General features: G+C 67.4%; 10 protein-coding genes and 1 pseudogene. All 11 read left to right on the top strand.

Annotation, left to right across the window (positions count from 1 at the left end; translation table 11 throughout):
* Positions 1-171: 171 nt before the first annotated feature.
* The 11 genes and pseudogenes from ACH3VR_RS22625 (at position 172) to ACH3VR_RS22575 (ending at position 17,175) form a co-directional block, all read left to right on the top strand.
* Positions 172-1,101, top strand: a complete 930-nt coding sequence (locus ACH3VR_RS22625; RefSeq protein ID WP_397558605.1) for an APC family permease — start codon at positions 172-174, stop codon at positions 1,099-1,101.
* 370 nt (positions 1,102-1,471) lie between these two features.
* On the top strand, positions 1,472-2,362 hold the full coding sequence (gene purU / locus ACH3VR_RS22620) for a formyltetrahydrofolate deformylase (RefSeq protein ID WP_397558604.1): 891 nt from the start codon (positions 1,472-1,474) through the stop codon (positions 2,360-2,362).
* A gap of 19 nt (positions 2,363-2,381) precedes the next feature.
* Positions 2,382-4,874 (top strand): annotated as a pseudogene (locus ACH3VR_RS22615) (GcvT family protein).
* An 87-nt stretch (positions 4,875-4,961) separates the two neighbouring features.
* The gene (locus tag ACH3VR_RS22610) at positions 4,962-5,771 is read left to right on the top strand and encodes an IclR family transcriptional regulator (RefSeq protein WP_397558603.1); all 810 of its coding nucleotides are present in this window, start codon (positions 4,962-4,964) and stop codon (positions 5,769-5,771) included.
* Between the two features lie 189 nt (positions 5,772-5,960).
* Positions 5,961-6,848 (top strand): LysR family transcriptional regulator, encoded by an 888-nt coding sequence (locus tag ACH3VR_RS22605; RefSeq protein WP_397558602.1) that lies wholly within the window; start codon positions 5,961-5,963, stop codon positions 6,846-6,848.
* A gap of 132 nt (positions 6,849-6,980) precedes the next feature.
* The gene (locus ACH3VR_RS22600; RefSeq protein ID WP_397558601.1) at positions 6,981-9,401 is read left to right on the top strand and encodes an FdhF/YdeP family oxidoreductase; all 2,421 of its coding nucleotides are present in this window, start codon (positions 6,981-6,983) and stop codon (positions 9,399-9,401) included.
* A gap of 13 nt (positions 9,402-9,414) precedes the next feature.
* Entirely contained in the window at positions 9,415-10,500 is a 1,086-nt protein-coding gene (gene moaA / locus ACH3VR_RS22595) for a GTP 3',8-cyclase MoaA (protein WP_397558600.1), read from the top strand.
* The gene (gene fdhD / locus ACH3VR_RS22590; protein WP_397558599.1) at positions 10,501-11,364 is read left to right on the top strand and encodes a formate dehydrogenase accessory sulfurtransferase FdhD; all 864 of its coding nucleotides are present in this window, start codon (positions 10,501-10,503) and stop codon (positions 11,362-11,364) included. It abuts the gene before it with no gap.
* Between the two features lie 263 nt (positions 11,365-11,627).
* Positions 11,628-14,522 carry a beta-xylosidase family glycoside hydrolase gene (locus ACH3VR_RS22585; protein WP_397558598.1) on the top strand — a complete coding sequence of 965 codons (2,895 nt, stop codon included), beginning with the start codon at positions 11,628-11,630 and terminating at the stop codon, positions 14,520-14,522.
* A gap of 537 nt (positions 14,523-15,059) precedes the next feature.
* Complete coding sequence (locus ACH3VR_RS22580; RefSeq protein ID WP_397558597.1) at positions 15,060-16,358, top strand: non-reducing end alpha-L-arabinofuranosidase family hydrolase; 1,299 nt, start codon at positions 15,060-15,062, stop codon at positions 16,356-16,358.
* A gap of 190 nt (positions 16,359-16,548) precedes the next feature.
* The gene (locus ACH3VR_RS22575; RefSeq protein WP_397558596.1) at positions 16,549-17,175 is read left to right on the top strand and encodes a hypothetical protein; all 627 of its coding nucleotides are present in this window, start codon (positions 16,549-16,551) and stop codon (positions 17,173-17,175) included.
* The last annotated feature ends 281 nt before the right edge of the window (positions 17,176-17,456 follow it).

Here is a 17,456-nt window from a genome sequence, read left to right as displayed (position 1 = left end):
CCGAGCCCGCACGTCCCGAGCTCTACCTCACCGCCTGACCACCACCCACCCTCAGGAAGCAACGGAATGACACCACGCCACGGGACTTGACCACGATAACTATCGGTCGACAGGTATCGGGCTCCATCGCCAGTCGGACCGAACTCCTCAGGTCGTTCGAAAGGGCCCGCCATGGCATTGACCGCTCGGCAATCCTCACCCCATCCCGCCGGTGCCGACACCGACCACGGCTACACGCAGGAGCTGCACCGCGGCGTCGGGTCGTTCTCGTCGTTCGCTGCAGGGTTCTCCTTCGTGTCGATCCTCACGACCGTGTTCCAGCTGTTCGCGCTGGGCTTCGGGCTCGGCGGGGCGGCGTTCTTCTGGACGTGGCCGGCCGTCTTCGTCGGCCAGCTGCTCGTCGCACTCAACTTCGCGCAGCTCTCGGCCCGCTGGCCGATCTCGGGGGCGATCTTCCACTGGTCGAGCCGGCTCGCGGGCACGGTCTTCGGCTGGATGACGGGCTGGACGATGATCGTCGGCCAGGTCATCACGGTCGCGGTCGCCGCCATCGCCGTGCAGGCCGTGCTCCCCGCGATCTGGGACGGCTTCCAGATCGTCGGCGGGCCCGGCGCCGACCCCTCGATCGCCTCGCCCACGGGTGCGGCGAACGCGATCGTGCTGGGCCTCATCATGCTCGTCGCGACGACGACGGTGAACATCCTCAGCGTGCGCCTCATGGCGCGCATCACGTCGTTCGGGGTGCTCGTCGAGATCCTCGGTGCGATCGTGCTCATCGTCATCCTGTTCCTGCTCCCGCAGCGCGACGCGTCGGTGCTGTTCACGACGACGGGTCGCGTCGGCACGGATCCCTACCTGTTCGCGTGGCTCGCCTCGTCGCTCATGGCGGCGTACGTCCTGGTCGGGTTCGACTCGGCGAGCGAACTGGCGGAGGAGACCCACAACCCGCGCCGCACGACGCCGCGAACGATCCTGCGCGCCCTGACGTTCTCGGGCCTCGGCGGCGCGCTGCTGATCGTGGGCGCCATCCTCGCCGCGCCGAGCCTCACCGACGGCCAGCTGTCGGCGTCGAGACGCACGCGGGTGAGCCGTTCACCCTGAGCACCGCGTCGATCCCCGTCGTGCAGACGCCGGGGAAGGCCGTGAACGGCACGTCGGCGTCGTCCAACGGTCTGCATTCGGCCAAGGTGATCCCGCCGAAGCAGGCGGTCGGCGATGACGTGCAACCCGCGGCATCTTCAGCCGACGCGGGTGAGCCTGTCTCCGAGCGGAGCTGAGCCCGCCGCCGACGCCGAGGGCGCCGCGCTCGTCACCGTTCCAGGTGTGCGAGTGCGGCGCCTTCATGCCTTGATCAGGCGATTTCGTCGACGTCGGACACTTGCGTCGGTGTCCGAAACGTCGGATAATAGTTGCACATCATGCACAGTGTGCGTACTACGCAACAACATCGATGATGAACAAAGGAGTTCTCGTGACCCTCACGTCCGTAACCGCCTCGCCCACCGAGGCCCCGACCGCGTCACCGGTCGTGCTCACGCTCAGCTGCCCGCAGGCGCCCGGCATCGTGCGTGCGGTCACCGGCTTCCTCTACGAGCGCGGCTTCAACATCCAGGAGCACCACCAGTTCGACGACGCCCACCTCGACGTCTTCCACCTGCGCACGTCGTTCTCAGGCAGCGAAGGCATCGACATCGCGCGTCTCGAGTCGGAGTTCGCCGATGTCGCCGCGCCGTTCGAGATGGAGTTCGCCTTCCACACGAGCGAGCCCCCGCGCATCCTCGTGATGGTCTCCAAGTCCGGCCACTGCCTCAACGATCTGCTTTTCCGCTGGCGCGGCGGCACGCTCGGAGGAGAGATCGTGGCCGTCGTGTCGAACCACGAAGACCTGCGACAGATGGCGGAGGCCGCCGGCCTGCCGTTCATCGTGGTCCCCGTGACGTCCGAGATGAAGGCGCAGGCCGAGCACCGCCTGCGCGCTCTCGTGGACGAGTACGACGCGGACCTCGTGGTGCTGGCCCGCTACATGCAGGTGCTGTCGGACGAGCTGTGCCGGGATCTGTCGGGCCGGGCGATCAACATCCACCACTCGTTCCTGCCCGGGTTCAAGGGCGGACGGCCCTACCACCAGGCTTACGACCGCGGCGTCAAGCTGATCGGCGCGACGGCGCACTACGTGACGGGCGACCTCGACGAGGGCCCGATCATCGAGCAGGACGTGCAGCGCGTGACGCACGCCGCCGATCCGCGGACCATGGCCACTCTCGGCCAGGACGTGGAGGCCCTCGTGCTGTCCCGCGCGGTGCGCTGGCACTGCGAACACCGCGTCCTCATCCGCGGCCACCGCACGATCGTCTTCAACTAGTCAGGATTCGAGAAGGACAATGGCAACCACACCCCGAGTCGTCATCATCGGAGCCGGCGTCGTCGGCGTCAACATCGCCGACGAGCTCGCCCAGCGCGGCTAGACCAACACCCTCGTGCTCGAGAAGGGCCCGCTGAACCTCCCGGGCGGCTCCACCTCGCACGCGCCCGGCGTCGTGTTCGCGACCAACGGCTCCAAGAGCATGACCGAGTTCGCGCTGTACACGATCGAGAAGTTCAGCGGCCTCAAGACCGCCGACGGCCGAGGATCGTTCAACCACGTCGGCGGCCTCGAACTCGCCACGACCCCGGAGCGGCTGGCCGAGCTGCACCGTCGCTCCGGCTGGGCGGCCTCACGCGGCCACGTCGGATGCGTCATCGATCCTGGGGAGGCCAAGCGCCTCTACCCGCTCATCGACGAGGACCTCGTGCTCGGCGCCTACTACACGCCGCGCGACGGCATCGCGCTCGCGGTGCAGGCGAACGCTCTGCTGATCGAGCGCACGCGCGCCGCCGGCGTCGAGTACCGCGACGCGACCACGGTGACGGGCATCGACACGTCGGGCGGCAAGGTCACCGGCGTGTTCGTCGACGGCGGCGAGCGCATCCCGGCCGATGTCGTTGTCTCGGCGGCGGGCTTCTGGGGGCCGGCGATCGGTGAGCTCATCGGCCTGCAGGTGCCGCTCATCCCGCTCGCCCACCAGTACGCCTGGACGACGCCGCTCGACGTGCTCAAGGGGAGGAACGAGCTCCCCGCCGGCGCATCGCTGCCCATCCTCCGTCACCAGGACCGCGACCTCTACTTCCGCGAGTGGGGCGACCGGATCGGTGTCGGCTCCTACGACCACGACCCCATGCCGGTCGACATCAGGTCGCTCAACGAGTACTCGTCCGACACGATCACCGCCGAGCAGATGCCCTCGAGCCTCGCCTTCACGCCGGAGCACTTCGCGCCGGCATGGCAGGCCACTCAGGAGCTGCTGCCCGACACGAGGGGCGCGCAGATCCAGAAGGGGTTCAACGGGATCTTCTCGTTCACTCCCGACGGCGGCTCGCTCGTCGGGGAGGCGCGCGCGCTCGACAACTTCTTCATCGCCGAGGCGGTCTGGGTCACGCACTCCGCCGGCATCGCTCGCGCCGTTGCGCAGGTGATGACGCAGGGGCACTCCGACATCGACCTCGGGGATGCCGACCTCAACCGGTTCGAAGAAGCCCAGCGCACGCGCGAGTACGTGCAGACGACGTCGGAGCGCAACTTCGTCGAGGTGTACGACATCCTCCACCCGCTGGAGCCGAAGAAGGAGCCGCGCGGTCTTCGCACGAGCCCCTTCTACGAGCAGCAGAAGGCGCTCGGGGCGTACTTCCTGGAGGGTGGCGGCTGGGAGCGACCGTACTGGTACGAGTCGAATGCGGCGCTCCTGGACCAGCTGCCCGAGGAGTGGACCCCGCCCGAGCGCGAGCCGTGGGCCGCGAAGTTCTCCTCCCCGATCGCGGCCGTCGAGGCGTACAAGACGCGCACCGCCGTGGCGATGTACGACATGACTCCGCTCAAGCGCCTCGAGGTGTCGGGTCCCGGTGCGGGCACGCTCCTGCAGCGGCTCACGACCGGCGAGATGCTGCGTGCGCCGGGCGCCGTGACGTACACGCTGCTCCTCGACGAGGCGGCCGGCATCCGCAGCGACATCACGGTCGCGCGCCTCGACGAACTGACCTACCAGGTCGGCGCCAACGGGAACGTCGACCTCGTCCACTTCGAGCGCGAGGCGCGCCACCAGAGCGAGCAGGACCCGTCGCAGTGGGTGAGCGTGCGCGACACGACCGGCGGGACGGCGTGCATCGGCCTGTGGGGCCCGCTCGCGCGCGAGGTCATCTCGCGCGTGTCGGCCGACGACTTCACCAACGACGGCCTGAAGTACTTCCGCGGCAAGCAGGTGTCGATCGCGGGCGTGCCCGTCACCGCCCTGCGCCTGTCGTACGTCGGCGAGCTCGGGTGGGAGCTGTACACGTCGGCGGACACCGCCCGCTTCCTCTGGGACGCGCTGTGGGAGGCCGGGCAGGAATCGGGGATCGTCGCGGCCGGACGGGCGGCGTTCAACGCGCTGCGTCTGGAGAAGGGCTACCGCTCGTGGGGCACCGACATGACCACTGAGCACGAGCCCGGCGAGGCTGGACTCGGATTCGCGGTCAAGGCGGGCAAGGCCGGGTTCGTCGGGAGCGACCGTCTCGAGGCGCGGGGTGCGGCATCCGTCAAGCGCCTCCGCTGCCTCACCATCGACGACGGCCGCTCGATCGTGCTCGGCAAGGAGCCCGTCTACGTCAGGGGAGAACCCGTCGGCTACGTCACCAGCGCGGCGTACGGCTACACCGTCGGTCGCCCGATCGCCTACGCGTGGCTGCCGGTGACGACGGCTGTCGGGGATGCCGTCGAGATCGACTACTTCGGCACGCGGGTCGCAGCGACCATCGCCGCTGAGCCGCTCTTCGATCCGGAAATGACCCGGCTGCGCGGGTGATCGCGGGTGAACGCGCCGGTGCGGGGAGTGCGGCTGACACACCTCGCGCCGGCGCTTCGCCGCGGAGGCCGCACCTAGACTTGGGACGTGAGCGTGGACGCGATGCCCGGTGCCGAGACGACGCCGCCCGCGGGCGAGACTTCCGCCGTGCAGGCCGCTGACCGCGTCCTCCAGATCCTCGAGATCCTCGCCGACAACGGACCCACTGGTGTGAGCGCGATCGCCCGCGAGCTCGGCGTCCACCGCTCCACGGCCTTCCGCCTCCTCGCCACACTCGAGGGGCGGCGCTTCGTCGTGCAGGAGACGCATCGGGGCACCTACTCCCTCGGAGCGGGTGCTCTTCGCATCGCGGGCGCGGTCGCTCTGCGGATCGACCTGGCGCGCGAGGCCCAGCAGATCTGCGACGAGGTCACCTCTCAGCTCGGCGAGACCTCGAACGTCGCGATTCTCGTGGATGGCGCCGCCGTGAACATCGCCCAGACCACGGGCACGTCGAGCGTCGCCGTACGAGACCAGTACGTCGGCCAGCGCACGCCCCTGCACGCGACCTCGTCGGGCAAAGCACTCCTCGCCTTCGCGGGGGAAGCGACCTTCGATGCCGTGAGCCGCTCGCTCGAGCGCTTCTCCGACACGACGATCACCGATCCCGACGCGCTGCGTGCCGAGCTGGCGGTCGTCCGCGAGCGGGGATGGGGGAGTGCGCTCGCCGAGTGGCAGGACCACACCAACGCCGTCGCGGTCCCCGTTTTCGCGACCGACGGCTCGGTCGTCGCCGCGTTGAGCGTCACCGCTCCCGCGTTCCGCATGCCGCCGGAGAATCTCCCCGCGCTCGCCGACGAGCTGCGCGGATTCGCGCAGGAGTTCGCGCGGCACCTGGGCCACCTCACCCCGCGCTGAACCACGTCGAGAAATCCGACGAGGGAGACAGCGCTGCCCGCAGAGGCGTCGAACCGACGCCGGACGCGGCGAGCGTGGCCGGGAACAGGTAGGTCGGGCCACCCGCCGAGGAAGAGCAGCAGGGCTAGGGTTCGGGCTGAGATGATTGCCCGCAGCGGGGCGTCGATCGCGGGGGAACGGAGGTGCCGGATGCTTTTCACCCAGCTCGAATACTTCGTCGCGGTCGCCCGTGAGAAGCACTTCGGACGTGCTGCCGCGGCATCCTTCGTATCCGCCTCCGCGCTCTCCGAGTCCATCCGGAAGCTCGAGATCGAACTCGGCGTGCCGCTCGTGCGACGCGGGCGCTCCTTTCAGGGACTCACACCGGAAGGGGAGGCCGTGCTCGTCTGGGCGCGGCGCATGATCGCGGACCACCAGGCGCTCAAAGACGAGGTGACAAGCGCCTCAGGACGCTTGAACGGCGTCGTCCGCGTCGGAGTCATCCCCTCAGGCGTGGCGCTGGCCGCTCGCGTCCTCGCTGAGCTGTGCGCCACTCATCCTGAGCTGCAGGTCCGCCTCATCACAGGACTGACTTCGGAGCAGGTGATCAGCGGGCTGCGTTCGTTCGAGCTCGACGCGGGCCTTCTCCACCCCTCCGCGGCGACGGACGACATCCGTCACATCCTCGTCGAGACAGACCGGCTCGTGGTGGTCGGCGCGGCGACGCGCTCCGATCTCGGAGACACCATGGATGCCTCGCGTCTCGAGCAGATGCCCGTGTGCGTGCTCGAGCCGGGAATGCGTGGGCGGCAGATTCTCGACGATGCCCTCGCGGGGCTGGGCATCCGTCTGCGCCCGCGCGTCGAGGTCGACTCGGTGGAGGCTCTGCTGGCGTTGGCGCGCACCGGAGAGTGGGTCAGCGTCGTTCCCGCCTCCGCCGTTCCGAAGGCTGCAGCGAGCATCGGGGTGAAGGTGGCGGAGATCGTGCCGGTGGATGTCGCTCTGCCGATCATCCTCGCGACCCTCGGCGAAGAGCCGCGTCCGCCTCTCTCGCTCGCCGTGGATGCCGCCGCACGTCGCCTCGCCGCGCGGAGCTGAGAACGAGGCGCGGAGTCCTCAGGCGGCGGATCATACCCGCACGTCGTCCACTGCGCCACCACGATCCGGCTCATCGTGCGCAGGAAGCCCGGAGCCGCTTTCGCTGCAGGCGGCGCGACCTACCCTCGTGGCATGGCGACGAAGCCCCCGAAACACGACATCGACGAAACGCGTCTGCACCTCAGCCGGCCCAAGAAGGTCGCCGTGGGAGTGCCGGCGGTGCTCCACGCGCTGCAGATCGCGAACGATCAGATGGGCGTCACCCGCTCGGTCCAGACGCTCATGCGCGTCAACCAGAAGGACGGGTTCGACTGCCCAGGCTGTGCCTGGCCCGAGGAGGACAAGCGTCATCTCGCGGAGTTCTGCGAGAACGGCGCGAAAGCCGTCGCTGAGGAGGCGACGGTGCGGCGAGTGGGACCCGAGTTCTTCGCCGCCCACTCCGTCGACGACCTCCGGGCTCACGATGACTGGTGGCTCGGCCAGCAGGGCCGTCTCACGCATCCGATGATCCTCGACGAGGGCGCCACCCATTACCGGCCGATCTCGTGGGACGACGCACTGAAGGTCGTCGCGGACGAATTGGGAGCCGTCGACCACCCGGACGAGGCCGTGTTCTACACCTCCGGACGCACGTCCAATGAGGCCGCATTCCTCTATCAACTGCTCGTGCGCGGGGTCGGCACCAACAACCTGCCCGACTGCTCGAACATGTGCCACGAGTCCAGCGGATCCGCTCTCACCGAGACGATCGGCATCGGCAAGGGCACCGTCTCGATCGAGGACATCCATGAGGCGGACCTGCTCATCGTCGCGGGGCAGAACCCGGGCACGAACCATCCGCGCATGCTGTCGGCGCTCGAGAAGGCGAAGCAGCGCGGGGGCAGGGTCATCGCGGTCAACCCGCTTCCCGAGGCGGGGCTCATGCGGTTCGAGAACCCGCAGACGGCGCGCGGCGTCGCGTTCGGCGGCACCAAGATCGCGGACAGATTCGTGCAGATCCGCGCCGGCGGCGACCAGGCGCTGTTCCAGGCGATCGGCAAGTACCTGCTCGAGGCCGAGGAGCGGGACGGCGGCGTGATCGACCGCGCCTTCATCGCCGAGCACACGAGCGGGTTCGATGCCTACCGTCGCGAGATGGCGGATGCCGACTGGTCCGAGCTCGTCACGGCCACCGGCATCCCCGAGACGATCCTCCGCGAGATCGGCGAGGAGGTGCGCGTCTCGAAGTCCACGATCGTGTGCTGGGCGATGGGCCTGACTCAGCACAAGCACTCGGTGCCGACCCTCCGCGACGTCGTGAACGTCCTGCTGCTGCAGGGCAACATCGGCCGCGCGGGGGCGGGCGTCTGCCCCGTGCGCGGCCACTCGAACGTGCAGGGAGATCGCACCGTCGGGATCTACGAGAAGCCGGCGGAGGAATTCCTCGAAGCCCTCGACCGCGAGTTCTCGTTCACGTCTCCGCGCGCCCACGGATTCGACACGGTCGAGGCGATCAGAGCCATGCGCGACGGGCGAGTGCGCTTCTTCATGGGGATGGGCGGCAACTTCGTCTCGGCAACGCCCGATACCGCGGTCGTCGAGGCGGCGATGGCCCGCGTGGATCTCACGGTGCACGTGTCGACGAAGCTCAACCGCTCGCACGCCGTGACGGGGCGTCGCGCAGTCATCCTCCCCACGCTCGGCCGAACCGATCGAGACCGCCGGGGTGGTGCCGAGCAGCGCGTGACCGTCGAAGACTCGATGGGGGCGGTGCACGCATCGCGAGGACGCCTCGCACCGCCGTCCGAGGACCTGCTCAGCGAGGTCGCGATCGTCGCACGGCTGTGCGGGCGCCTGTTCGGCGACGACCACTCGCAGGCCATGGGCACGCGATCACACCGCGGTGACCCTGAGCGAGGACTTCCCGAGCACGGCGCCATCGAACCGCACGACGAGCCCGTGCACGCGAGTCGCGATCGCGCCAACGTCCCGCACGCCGACTGGCACGCCCTCGAGACCGACTACGCGCTCATCCGCACCCACATCGAACGGGTGATTCCGGGGTTCGAGGACTTCGAGAACCGCATCCAGAAGGGCCGGACGTTCTTCCTGCCCAACGGACCACGGGACGAGCGGCGGTTCGCCACCGTCGACGGCAAGGCGCGGTTCACGGCGAACCCGCTCGAGTACCCGACGATCCCCGAAGGACGCCTGCTGCTGCAGACCCTCCGCTCGCACGATCAGTACAACACGACCATCTACGGCAAGGACGACCGCTACCGCGGCATCCACGACGGCCGGCGCGTTGTGCTCGTGAACGTCGAGGACATCCGACGGCTCGGGTTCGCGGCGGATGAGATCGTGGATCTCGTCTCCGAGTGGACGCGTCCCGACGGGTCCGTCGAGGAGCGTCGCGCCGAGCAGTTCCGCATCGTCGCGTACAGCACGCCGGTGGGCAATGCGGCCGCCTACTATCCCGAGACGAACGTGCTGGTGCCACTGGACTCGGTGGCCGACGTCAGCGGCACTCCCACGTCGAAGGGCGTCATCGTCCGGCTCGAGCACCGACGCTGATGGGTCGGCCCCAGTGAGCGCGGTCTCAGTGACGATCGGGCGGCGTGCTTCGTCGCGATCGCATGTCGCAGACGCCGCGCGGTCCGCCATCGGAACGCCGCTCATCGATACGCATGGGCGCGTCCACCGTGATCTGCGGATCTCACTGACCGACCGCTGCTCGCTGCGCTGCACGTACTGCATGCCGGAGCAGGGGAACGAGTGGCTCGCACGCACGAGCATCCTCTCGCTCGACGAGATCGAGCGCATCGCCCGCGTCGCGGCCGCCGATGGCATCACGACATTCCGTCTCACCGGTGGAGAACCCCTTCTTCGCGCGGACCTCGTCGATGTGGTGGGCCGCCTTGCCGCCGTGACGACGCCGGGCGGTCGGCCGGTCGAGATCGCGATGACGACGAACGGCATCGGGCTGCGCGGCGCTCTGCCCGGGCTGGTCGACGCGGGACTGACCCGGCTGAACATCTCGATCGACACGCTGCGGCGCGACCGCTTCTTCACGCTGACCCGGCGCGACCGGCTGAACGACGTCCTCGACGGGATCGCTGCGGCTGCGGCATCCCCTCTTCGTCCTCTGAAGCTCAATGCCGTCGCGATGCGCGACGTCAACGACGACGAACTCGCAGACCTGGTCGACTTCGCGATCGCACAAGGCGCCCAGATGCGCTTCATCGAGCAGATGCCCCTGGATGCCGGGCACACCTGGGATCGCACGCGCATGGTGACACAGGCTGAGATCCTGGAGAACCTCCGGCGGAGGTGGACCCTGACGCCGGTGAGCACGCGAGGCGGTGCACCCGCGGCGAGCTGGCTGCTGGACGGCGGCCCGCACAGCGTCGGCGTGATCGCATCGGTGACCGCGCCGTTCTGCGGGAACTGCGACCGCCTGCGTCTCACTGCCGATGGGCAGCTGCGCAACTGCCTGTTCTCCGCGGCTGAATTCGACCTTCTTCCCGTCTTGCGCAGCCGCCGGGGAACGGGCCTCGACGCCGCGATCGACACGATGCTCCGGGATTGCGTGCGCGGCAAACTCCCCGGCCACGCGATCAACGACCCCTCCTTCCTCCAGCCCGCTCGCGGCATGAACGCGATCGGAGGCTGAATGGGACGCCTCACCGCGCGCAGCCCCGTCACACGGATCGTCTTCGACGAGGCCGGCGCTGCCGTGCGCCGAAGGCCCGACACACTCGCCGTCGAGGAGCCGCTCGAGATCCGCGTGAGCGGCGAACCGCTCACCGTGACCATGCGCACGCCGGGCCACGACATCGAGCTCGCGGCGGGCTTTCTCGCGGGGGAGGGCGTCATCGCGTCAGGCGAGGACTTCCGCTCGGCCATCCACTGCGGCGGTCCCGGCTCCGGTGCGACGACTTCCGATGGGGCCTCCGGTCAGAACACCTACAACGTGCTCGACGTCATGCTCGCACCCGAGGTGACGCGGGCAGCCCTCGACATCGCGCGCAACTTCTACACCACCAGCTCGTGCGGGGTCTGCGGCACCGCCTCGATCGAGCAGGTGGCCAAGACGTCCCGCTTCGATCCGGGGATGGATGCCGTCGGATTCGACGCGATGTGGCTGGCGGGCCTGCCCGAGGCGCTGCGGGCAGGTCAGGATGTCTTCGACAAGACCGGCGGGCTGCACGCGGCGGCCCTGTTCGATGCCGATTCGGGGGAGATGCTCGTGCTGCGCGAGGACGTCGGGCGACACAACGCGGTCGACAAAGTGATCGGATGGACAGTGCTGCAGCGCCGCTTCCCGGCCAGGCGGACCGTGCTTCAGGTCTCCGGCCGGGCGAGCTTCGAACTGGTTCAGAAGGCGGTCATGGCCGGTATACCCGCGCTCGCCGCGGTGTCCGCGCCTTCGTCGCTCGCGGTGCACCTGGCTGAGTCCTCGGGACTGACCCTCGTCGGGTTCTCTCGTGGGCGTTCGATGAACGTGTACTCGCGCGCGGACCGGATCACGGTCTGACCGACCTGTCCCGCGAGTGTGGGCAACGACCGGCAGCCGGTTGGATTCCGTCATAGGAAAGACATTGACCCTTGCTGACTGTGAGCGATAACATCCAGAAGCGTGAGTGAGCGTTAGCGCTCACACCTCGTCCTGGTTGATCGATCAATGGGCAGTGCGGCCCTCGGGTCTCGCTGTGCGGCAAAGGAGCTGGAATGCAAGTCCGGAGTGCCGGAGAGGCGTCGAGGGGACGCTCTGTATCAGTTGACGGAAGGCGCCGCGGTGTGGTCCGCGCCGTCTCGACCGCGACCGCTGCGGTTCTGATGGGCGCGAGCCTGATCTGGGCCGGCCAGGCGGCATCCGCCGCGGATGAGTGGAATCCTGATCCGTCCTATACGTCCACCGATCACCAGGACGGCACGTACAGCGTGCCGATGCTCAACGCGGACGTTCCAGACGTGTCTGTCGAACGGGTCCCGGCGTCGGAGAACGACGAAGGCCGGGACATCTACTACATGATCAGCACGACGATGCACCTGAGCCCCGGCGCGCCGATCCTCAAGTCCTACGATCTCGTCAACTGGGAGATCGTCAACTACGTGTTCGACCGGGCCGACATCGGCGACGCCTTCTCGCTGCGCAATGGCCAGAGTTCCTACGGTCAGGGTCAGTGGGCCTCGTCGATCCGCTACCACGACGGGAAGTACTACGTCGTCTTCAACACCAACAACCTCGGCGGGTCGTACCTCTACGTGACGGACGACGTCGACGGGGGTTCGTGGCAGCGCATTCCTCTTGGCCGCGCCTACCACGATCCTTCGCTCTTCTTCGACGTCGACGGAAGCGCGTACATCTTCTACGGCTCCGGTTCTACGAGCGCCGTGAAGCTCGGTGCGGACATGAAGACGGTTGTCGCCGAATACCCCCAGATCCTGAGGACGTCGGACTACCCGGGTGCGTCGTTCCTCGGCGGCCTCTTCGAGGGTGCACAGGTGCAGTACATCGACGGCAAGTACTACATCGTGATCATCACCTGGCCGTCGAGCGGACGCCAGGTAGCGCTCTTCCGCTCCGACACGCTGCTCGGACGATACGCGACCGTGGACGGCAGCAACCCGTACGAAGCTCGCGGCGTTCTGAACTCCAACGGCTTCGCCCAGGGCAGCCTGGTGCCGATCTCGCGCGCGGGTGGCGGCACCGACTGGTGGGGCATGTTCTTCCGGGACAACTTCCCGATCGGCCGCACGCCGGGTCTGATCCCGGCGACATGGACTGACGGATGGCCGACCTTCGGCAACAACGGGTCGGTGCCGGTCGACGGCTCCTTCCAGAAGCCGATCGTGCTCAGCCCTGAGGACGAGCGGTTCCAGCAGCAGAAGAGCCTCGTTGCTTCGGACGACTTCGACAACGACGCGCCGCACCGCGCGTACATGGACGAGAACTGGACGATCCCCCCTGCGCCGAACTACGACCCTTCTCTTCTGGGCGTGGAACTGCTCTCCAACCCCGGATTCGAATCGGGAACCACCGCGCCGTGGGGTGCGCAGTACAGCGCGACGATCGCGGCGGACTCCTCGAATCCCGCAAGCGGCGCCGCGGCGCTCAAGGTCAGCAATCGGACTCTCAACGGTTCCGGCCCCAACCAGCAGCTGAATGGCAAGCTTCAGCCGGGAGTCACCTACACCGTGTCTGCGAAGATCCGGTACGAGAGCGGCCCCAGCACGATCCGCTTCAATCTCGCGGCGGATTGGGGTACGGGCGTGCAGGTCATGTCCTCGGGGAATGTCCCCGTCGGCCAGTGGGCGACGGTCACGGGCAAGTACACGCTCCCGACGACCGCGAATGTCAACAACCTGAAGTTCGCCATCGAGACGCCGTGGGCGAACCCGCAGCCTGCGTCGTCGTCGGTCGACTACTGGGTGGACGACGTCTCGATCATCGGGAGCACTCCGAGTGTCGAGTACCCGAACGCTGACGAGATCGCGCCGAACGGATCGCAGCTCGGCCTTCAGTGGGAGTGGAACCACGCTCCCGACAACCGCTACTGGTCGCTCACCGACCGTGACGGTTGGCTCCGGCTGACGACTGGGAAGGTCGTCACGGGTGCGTACACGCACGCGAAGCTTTCGGGCAAGGATGAGCTCACGTACCTCGAAGAAGCGCGCAACACGCTTTCCCAACGCACCTTCGGACCGCGACAATCCGTCGAGACGACGATGGACATCTCGCAGATGAAGAATGGGGATGTCGCGGGTCTCGCGGCGTACAACCGTGGCTTCTCGTATGTCGCCGTGAAGCGTGTCGGCGGCGTGAACACTGTGGGCGTTGTCAACCGCTCGCTTCCTTTTGCTGCGACGATCGATCAGGCGGCAATCGAGGCATTCATCCCGGGGACAACGGCATCTCTTGGTGACGCCACCGAAGTCCACGTGAAGGCGGACCTCGAATTCAACAATCCGACGGGGCAGCTGTGGACGACTTTCTACTACAGCCTCGACGGTCTCACGTGGACGAAGCTCGGAAACCGTGTCGGGCCGCAAGCGCTGGATGGTGCGCTCACGCACTTCATGGGTCACCGGGTCGGCCTGTTCAACTACGCGACGCAGCAGACGGGCGGGCACGTCGACTTCGATGACTTCCTGCTCAGCGATGTCCTCACGTCCCAGAACAAGGCGCTCGACACCAGCGATCTGGATGCGGCGATCACCTACGCGGACACGCTGGACGAAGCCGACTATCCTGCCGCCGCCTGGGCTGCAATGGAGGGTGTCCTCGCGAAGGCTCAGTCCGCGCGTGCAGGACGATTCGGGTCGCAGAACCAGATCGACGCGCCGGAGCGTGCCCTGAGCTACGAGCTGGCGCATCTGAGGGTCGTGAAGGTCGAGGCCCCGTCGTTGGATGTCTCGTTGTCGGCTGACACCCGGTGTGTTGCGGGCAAGGTCGTGGTCACCGCGGTGGCGACCAATAACGAGGATGTTCCCGTTTCGGTGTCGGTCGAGTCGGCTTACGGGTCGAAGTCTGTGACGGTCGCGCCGGGCAAGAGCGTTGCGAATGCCTTCTCGACTCGAGCTGCGAGCGTCGCAGCCGGTGGCGTGTCGGCGGACGCGACGGCGACGATCGGCGGTGGCACCGTCGAGACCTCTGCCGAGGCGGCGTACGCCGCGCGCAGCTGCAACTGAGCCCGCGGGGTGCCTGAGGTCCGCAGCGGACCTCAGGCACCCTCACCGCCGACCGATGCGCATGAATTTGTCGCGGCCGACGACGAGTACGACGTTGCTTCGTAGCCGCTCGCTGCAAGGGAACATCACCCGAATTAGTGCGCCTGCAGGATGAGACAAAAGCCCGCGCCCCCGTAATGAGTGCGCGTTCTGCGCATCTCCAAATGCTGTCACACAAGCTCGGCGACCCTGGACGCCGAAGCGATAAGCCAATGGTTGACACGCTCGGTCGGTGCCATTAGGAATGTATTGCCCGCCCGGTTGTTAGCGGAAACATCGATGTTCGGAGAATTCGACATAGTCCGTCGATCTCACGCAAGCGAAGCACAATCGACACGCCAAGTCATGTCGGTGAATAGTGGCGCTGACAGACAATGGTGTGTCTTGCTCGACTCCGGCGCGGTACGGACAATTTGCGTCCGATGGACAATGTGAGGAGTATTCAGAATGAGAGCAAAGACAGCCCTCAGTTTCCGTTCAATCGGTCTAGGCGCGGTCGTGGCCCTGGCGGCCGCAATGGCGGTCTCGACCCCGGCCGCAGCGGACGAACAACCGGCCAGCACCGGCGCCGCCGCGTCGACCAGTGCATCCGCGTCGTGTCAGCTCCCTGAGACGTACGACTGGACGTCCACGGGGCCGCTTGCCACGCCCAAGGCCGGCTACGTCTCGCTCAAGGACTTCACCACCGTCGAGTACAACGGCCAGCATCTCGTCTACGCGACCACGCACAACACGGGAACGTCATGGGGTTCGATGAACTTCAACCTCTTCGACGACTGGTCGGACATGGCCACCGCCACGCAGAACACGATGACCAGCTCCACGGTTGCGCCGTCGCTCTTCTACTTCGCGCCCAAGGACATCTGGGTGCTGACCTACCAGTGGGGCCAGTGGCCGTTCATCTACCGGACCTCTCACGACCCGGCCAACGCCAACGGCTGGTCAGCACCGAGTGCGCTGTTCACCGGAAGCATCACCAACTCCGGGACCGGACCGATCGACCAGGCCGTCATCGGCGATGACACGAACATGTACCTGTTCTTCGCCGGCGACAACGGCAAGATCTATCGCGCGAGCATGCCGATCGGCAACTTCCCCGGCAGTTTCGGAAGCGCGTCGACGGTCGTGTTGAGCGACACCACCAACAAGCTGTTCGAGGCGGTTCAGGTCTACAAGGTGCAGGGACAGGACCAGTACCTGATGATCGTCGAAGCGATCGGCGCGAACGGTCGCTACTTCCGGTCCTTCACCGCCGACAGCCTCGACGGCACCTGGACGCCGCAGGCGGCGACGGAGAGCAGCCCCTTCGCCGGCAAGGCGAACAGCGGCGCGACCTGGACCAACGACATCAGCCACGGCGAACTGATCCGCACGAATGCCGACCAGACGATGACCATCGATGCCTGCCACCTGCAGCTCCTCTACCAGGGTCGCGATCCGCAGTCCGGCGGCGACTACGGCCTCCTGCCCTATCGGCCGGGTCTGCTCACGGCGAAGGTCCAGGCGCCGTCGTTGGACGTCTCGTTGTCGGCTGATACGCGGTGTGTTGCCGGGAAGGTCGTGGTGACGGCTGTCGCGACCAATAACGAGGATGTCCCCGTGTCAGTGTCGGTCGAGTCTGGCTACGGTTCGAAGTCTGTGACGGTCGCGCCGGGTAAGAGCGTGGCGAATGCGTTCTCGACTCGGGCCGCGAGCGTCGCGGCGGGTGGCGTGTCTGCGGATGCGACGGCGGCGATCGGTGGTGACACCGTCGAGACCTCTGTCGAGGCGGCGTACGCAGCGCGCAGCTGCAACTGAGCCGGTGGGGCGCCTGAGGTCCGCAGCGGACCTCAGGCACCCTCACCATCGACCGATGCGCATGTGCTGCACCACTTACGCAGGGTCGCGTTCGGCATCCGCTGAAGCCCCTGCGAGACCCGACGACCGGATGGTCCGGTCGCTCGCCAGTTCGGTCCGGACGGAAGCCGGCCGGGGATTGGAGAATGGAATGAACAAGAAGGTACTCATCGCCCGCACCGCGGCTGGTGCGCTCGGCGGGCTGCTGCTGCTCGGCGCGGCGGGCGCGGCCATCGCCGACGAGTTGGACAACGGCGACGTCGACGTCAACGTCAACATCGAGGCACTCCCTCCTGTCGGCGCCCTGACGATGACCGTCGACTCCAACGCGTCGACCCTCACCGAGAGCACGTCGGCCGACCCCGAGGTGCGCCGGTTCACCGGCACGCTGCCGACCGTCACGGTCACGGACGACCGCGAAGAGGTGCCGGCAGGCGCGTTCTGGTACGTCACGGGCCAGGCGTCGGACTTCGCGGGCCCTGGCGGTGCGTCGATCACGGCCGGTCACCTCGGCTGGTCGCCCCGTCTTCTGACCGAGGGCAACGGGGAGGTCGCCCCCGGCGACGAGGTCGGCACGGTGCTCGACCCGCAGACCGACCCCAACAATGTCGGTGTCGTCGACAACGACCTCCTCGCGCTGGCGCTGGACTCGAACGACGCACGCCCCACCGGCGAATGGAAGGCGACCGCCGATCTGACGCTCAAGACCGACAAGCACGTCACCCCGGGTGCCTACTCGTCGACGCTGACGCTGACGCTCTGGGAAGACGAGTTCTGATTCCCAGCACTACAGGTCCGCGTTGAATCGGGTCGGGGTCGTGTTGCACGGCCCCGACCCGCACCTCGCGAGCGTTGGATGTAGACGCGACGGCGGGAGTCGAATCCGATCTGGCTGTTGATCGCCAACGACGAACAGGCCCGAAAACCGCGGAATTACGCGGAAGCTCGGGGTTCTTCGACGTGCGTGGATGACGGCGAATCGGGGTCGTTCTCTCGCAAGTGTGGGCAAAACGTGGGCAAGTTCGGATGCCGCGCGAGGTTGTTCTGGAGTGGTTGCGG

The organism is Microbacterium alkaliflavum (assembly GCF_044325405.1).
Taxonomy (GTDB): Bacteria; Actinomycetota; Actinomycetes; order Actinomycetales; family Microbacteriaceae; genus Microbacterium; species Microbacterium alkaliflavum.
Note: the sequence above shows the minus strand (reverse complement) of the source record. Positions and strands in the feature narration are given on the sequence as shown.

What these genes read in the sequence shown, in the direction of transcription:
- ACH3VR_RS22605 (WP_397558602.1), top strand. Translation starts at nt 5,961, where the DNA reads ATGCTTTTCACCCAGCTCGAATACTTCGTCGCGGTCGCCCGTGAGAAG.
- fdhD (WP_397558599.1), top strand. Translation starts at nt 10,501, where the DNA reads ATGGGACGCCTCACCGCGCGCAGCCCCGTCACACGGATCGTCTTCGAC.
- ACH3VR_RS22575 (WP_397558596.1), top strand. Translation starts at nt 16,549, where the DNA reads ATGAACAAGAAGGTACTCATCGCCCGCACCGCGGCTGGTGCGCTCGGC.
- ACH3VR_RS22600 (WP_397558601.1), top strand. Translation starts at nt 6,981, where the DNA reads ATGGCGACGAAGCCCCCGAAACACGACATCGACGAAACGCGTCTGCAC.
- ACH3VR_RS22625 (WP_397558605.1), top strand. Translation starts at nt 172, where the DNA reads ATGGCATTGACCGCTCGGCAATCCTCACCCCATCCCGCCGGTGCCGAC.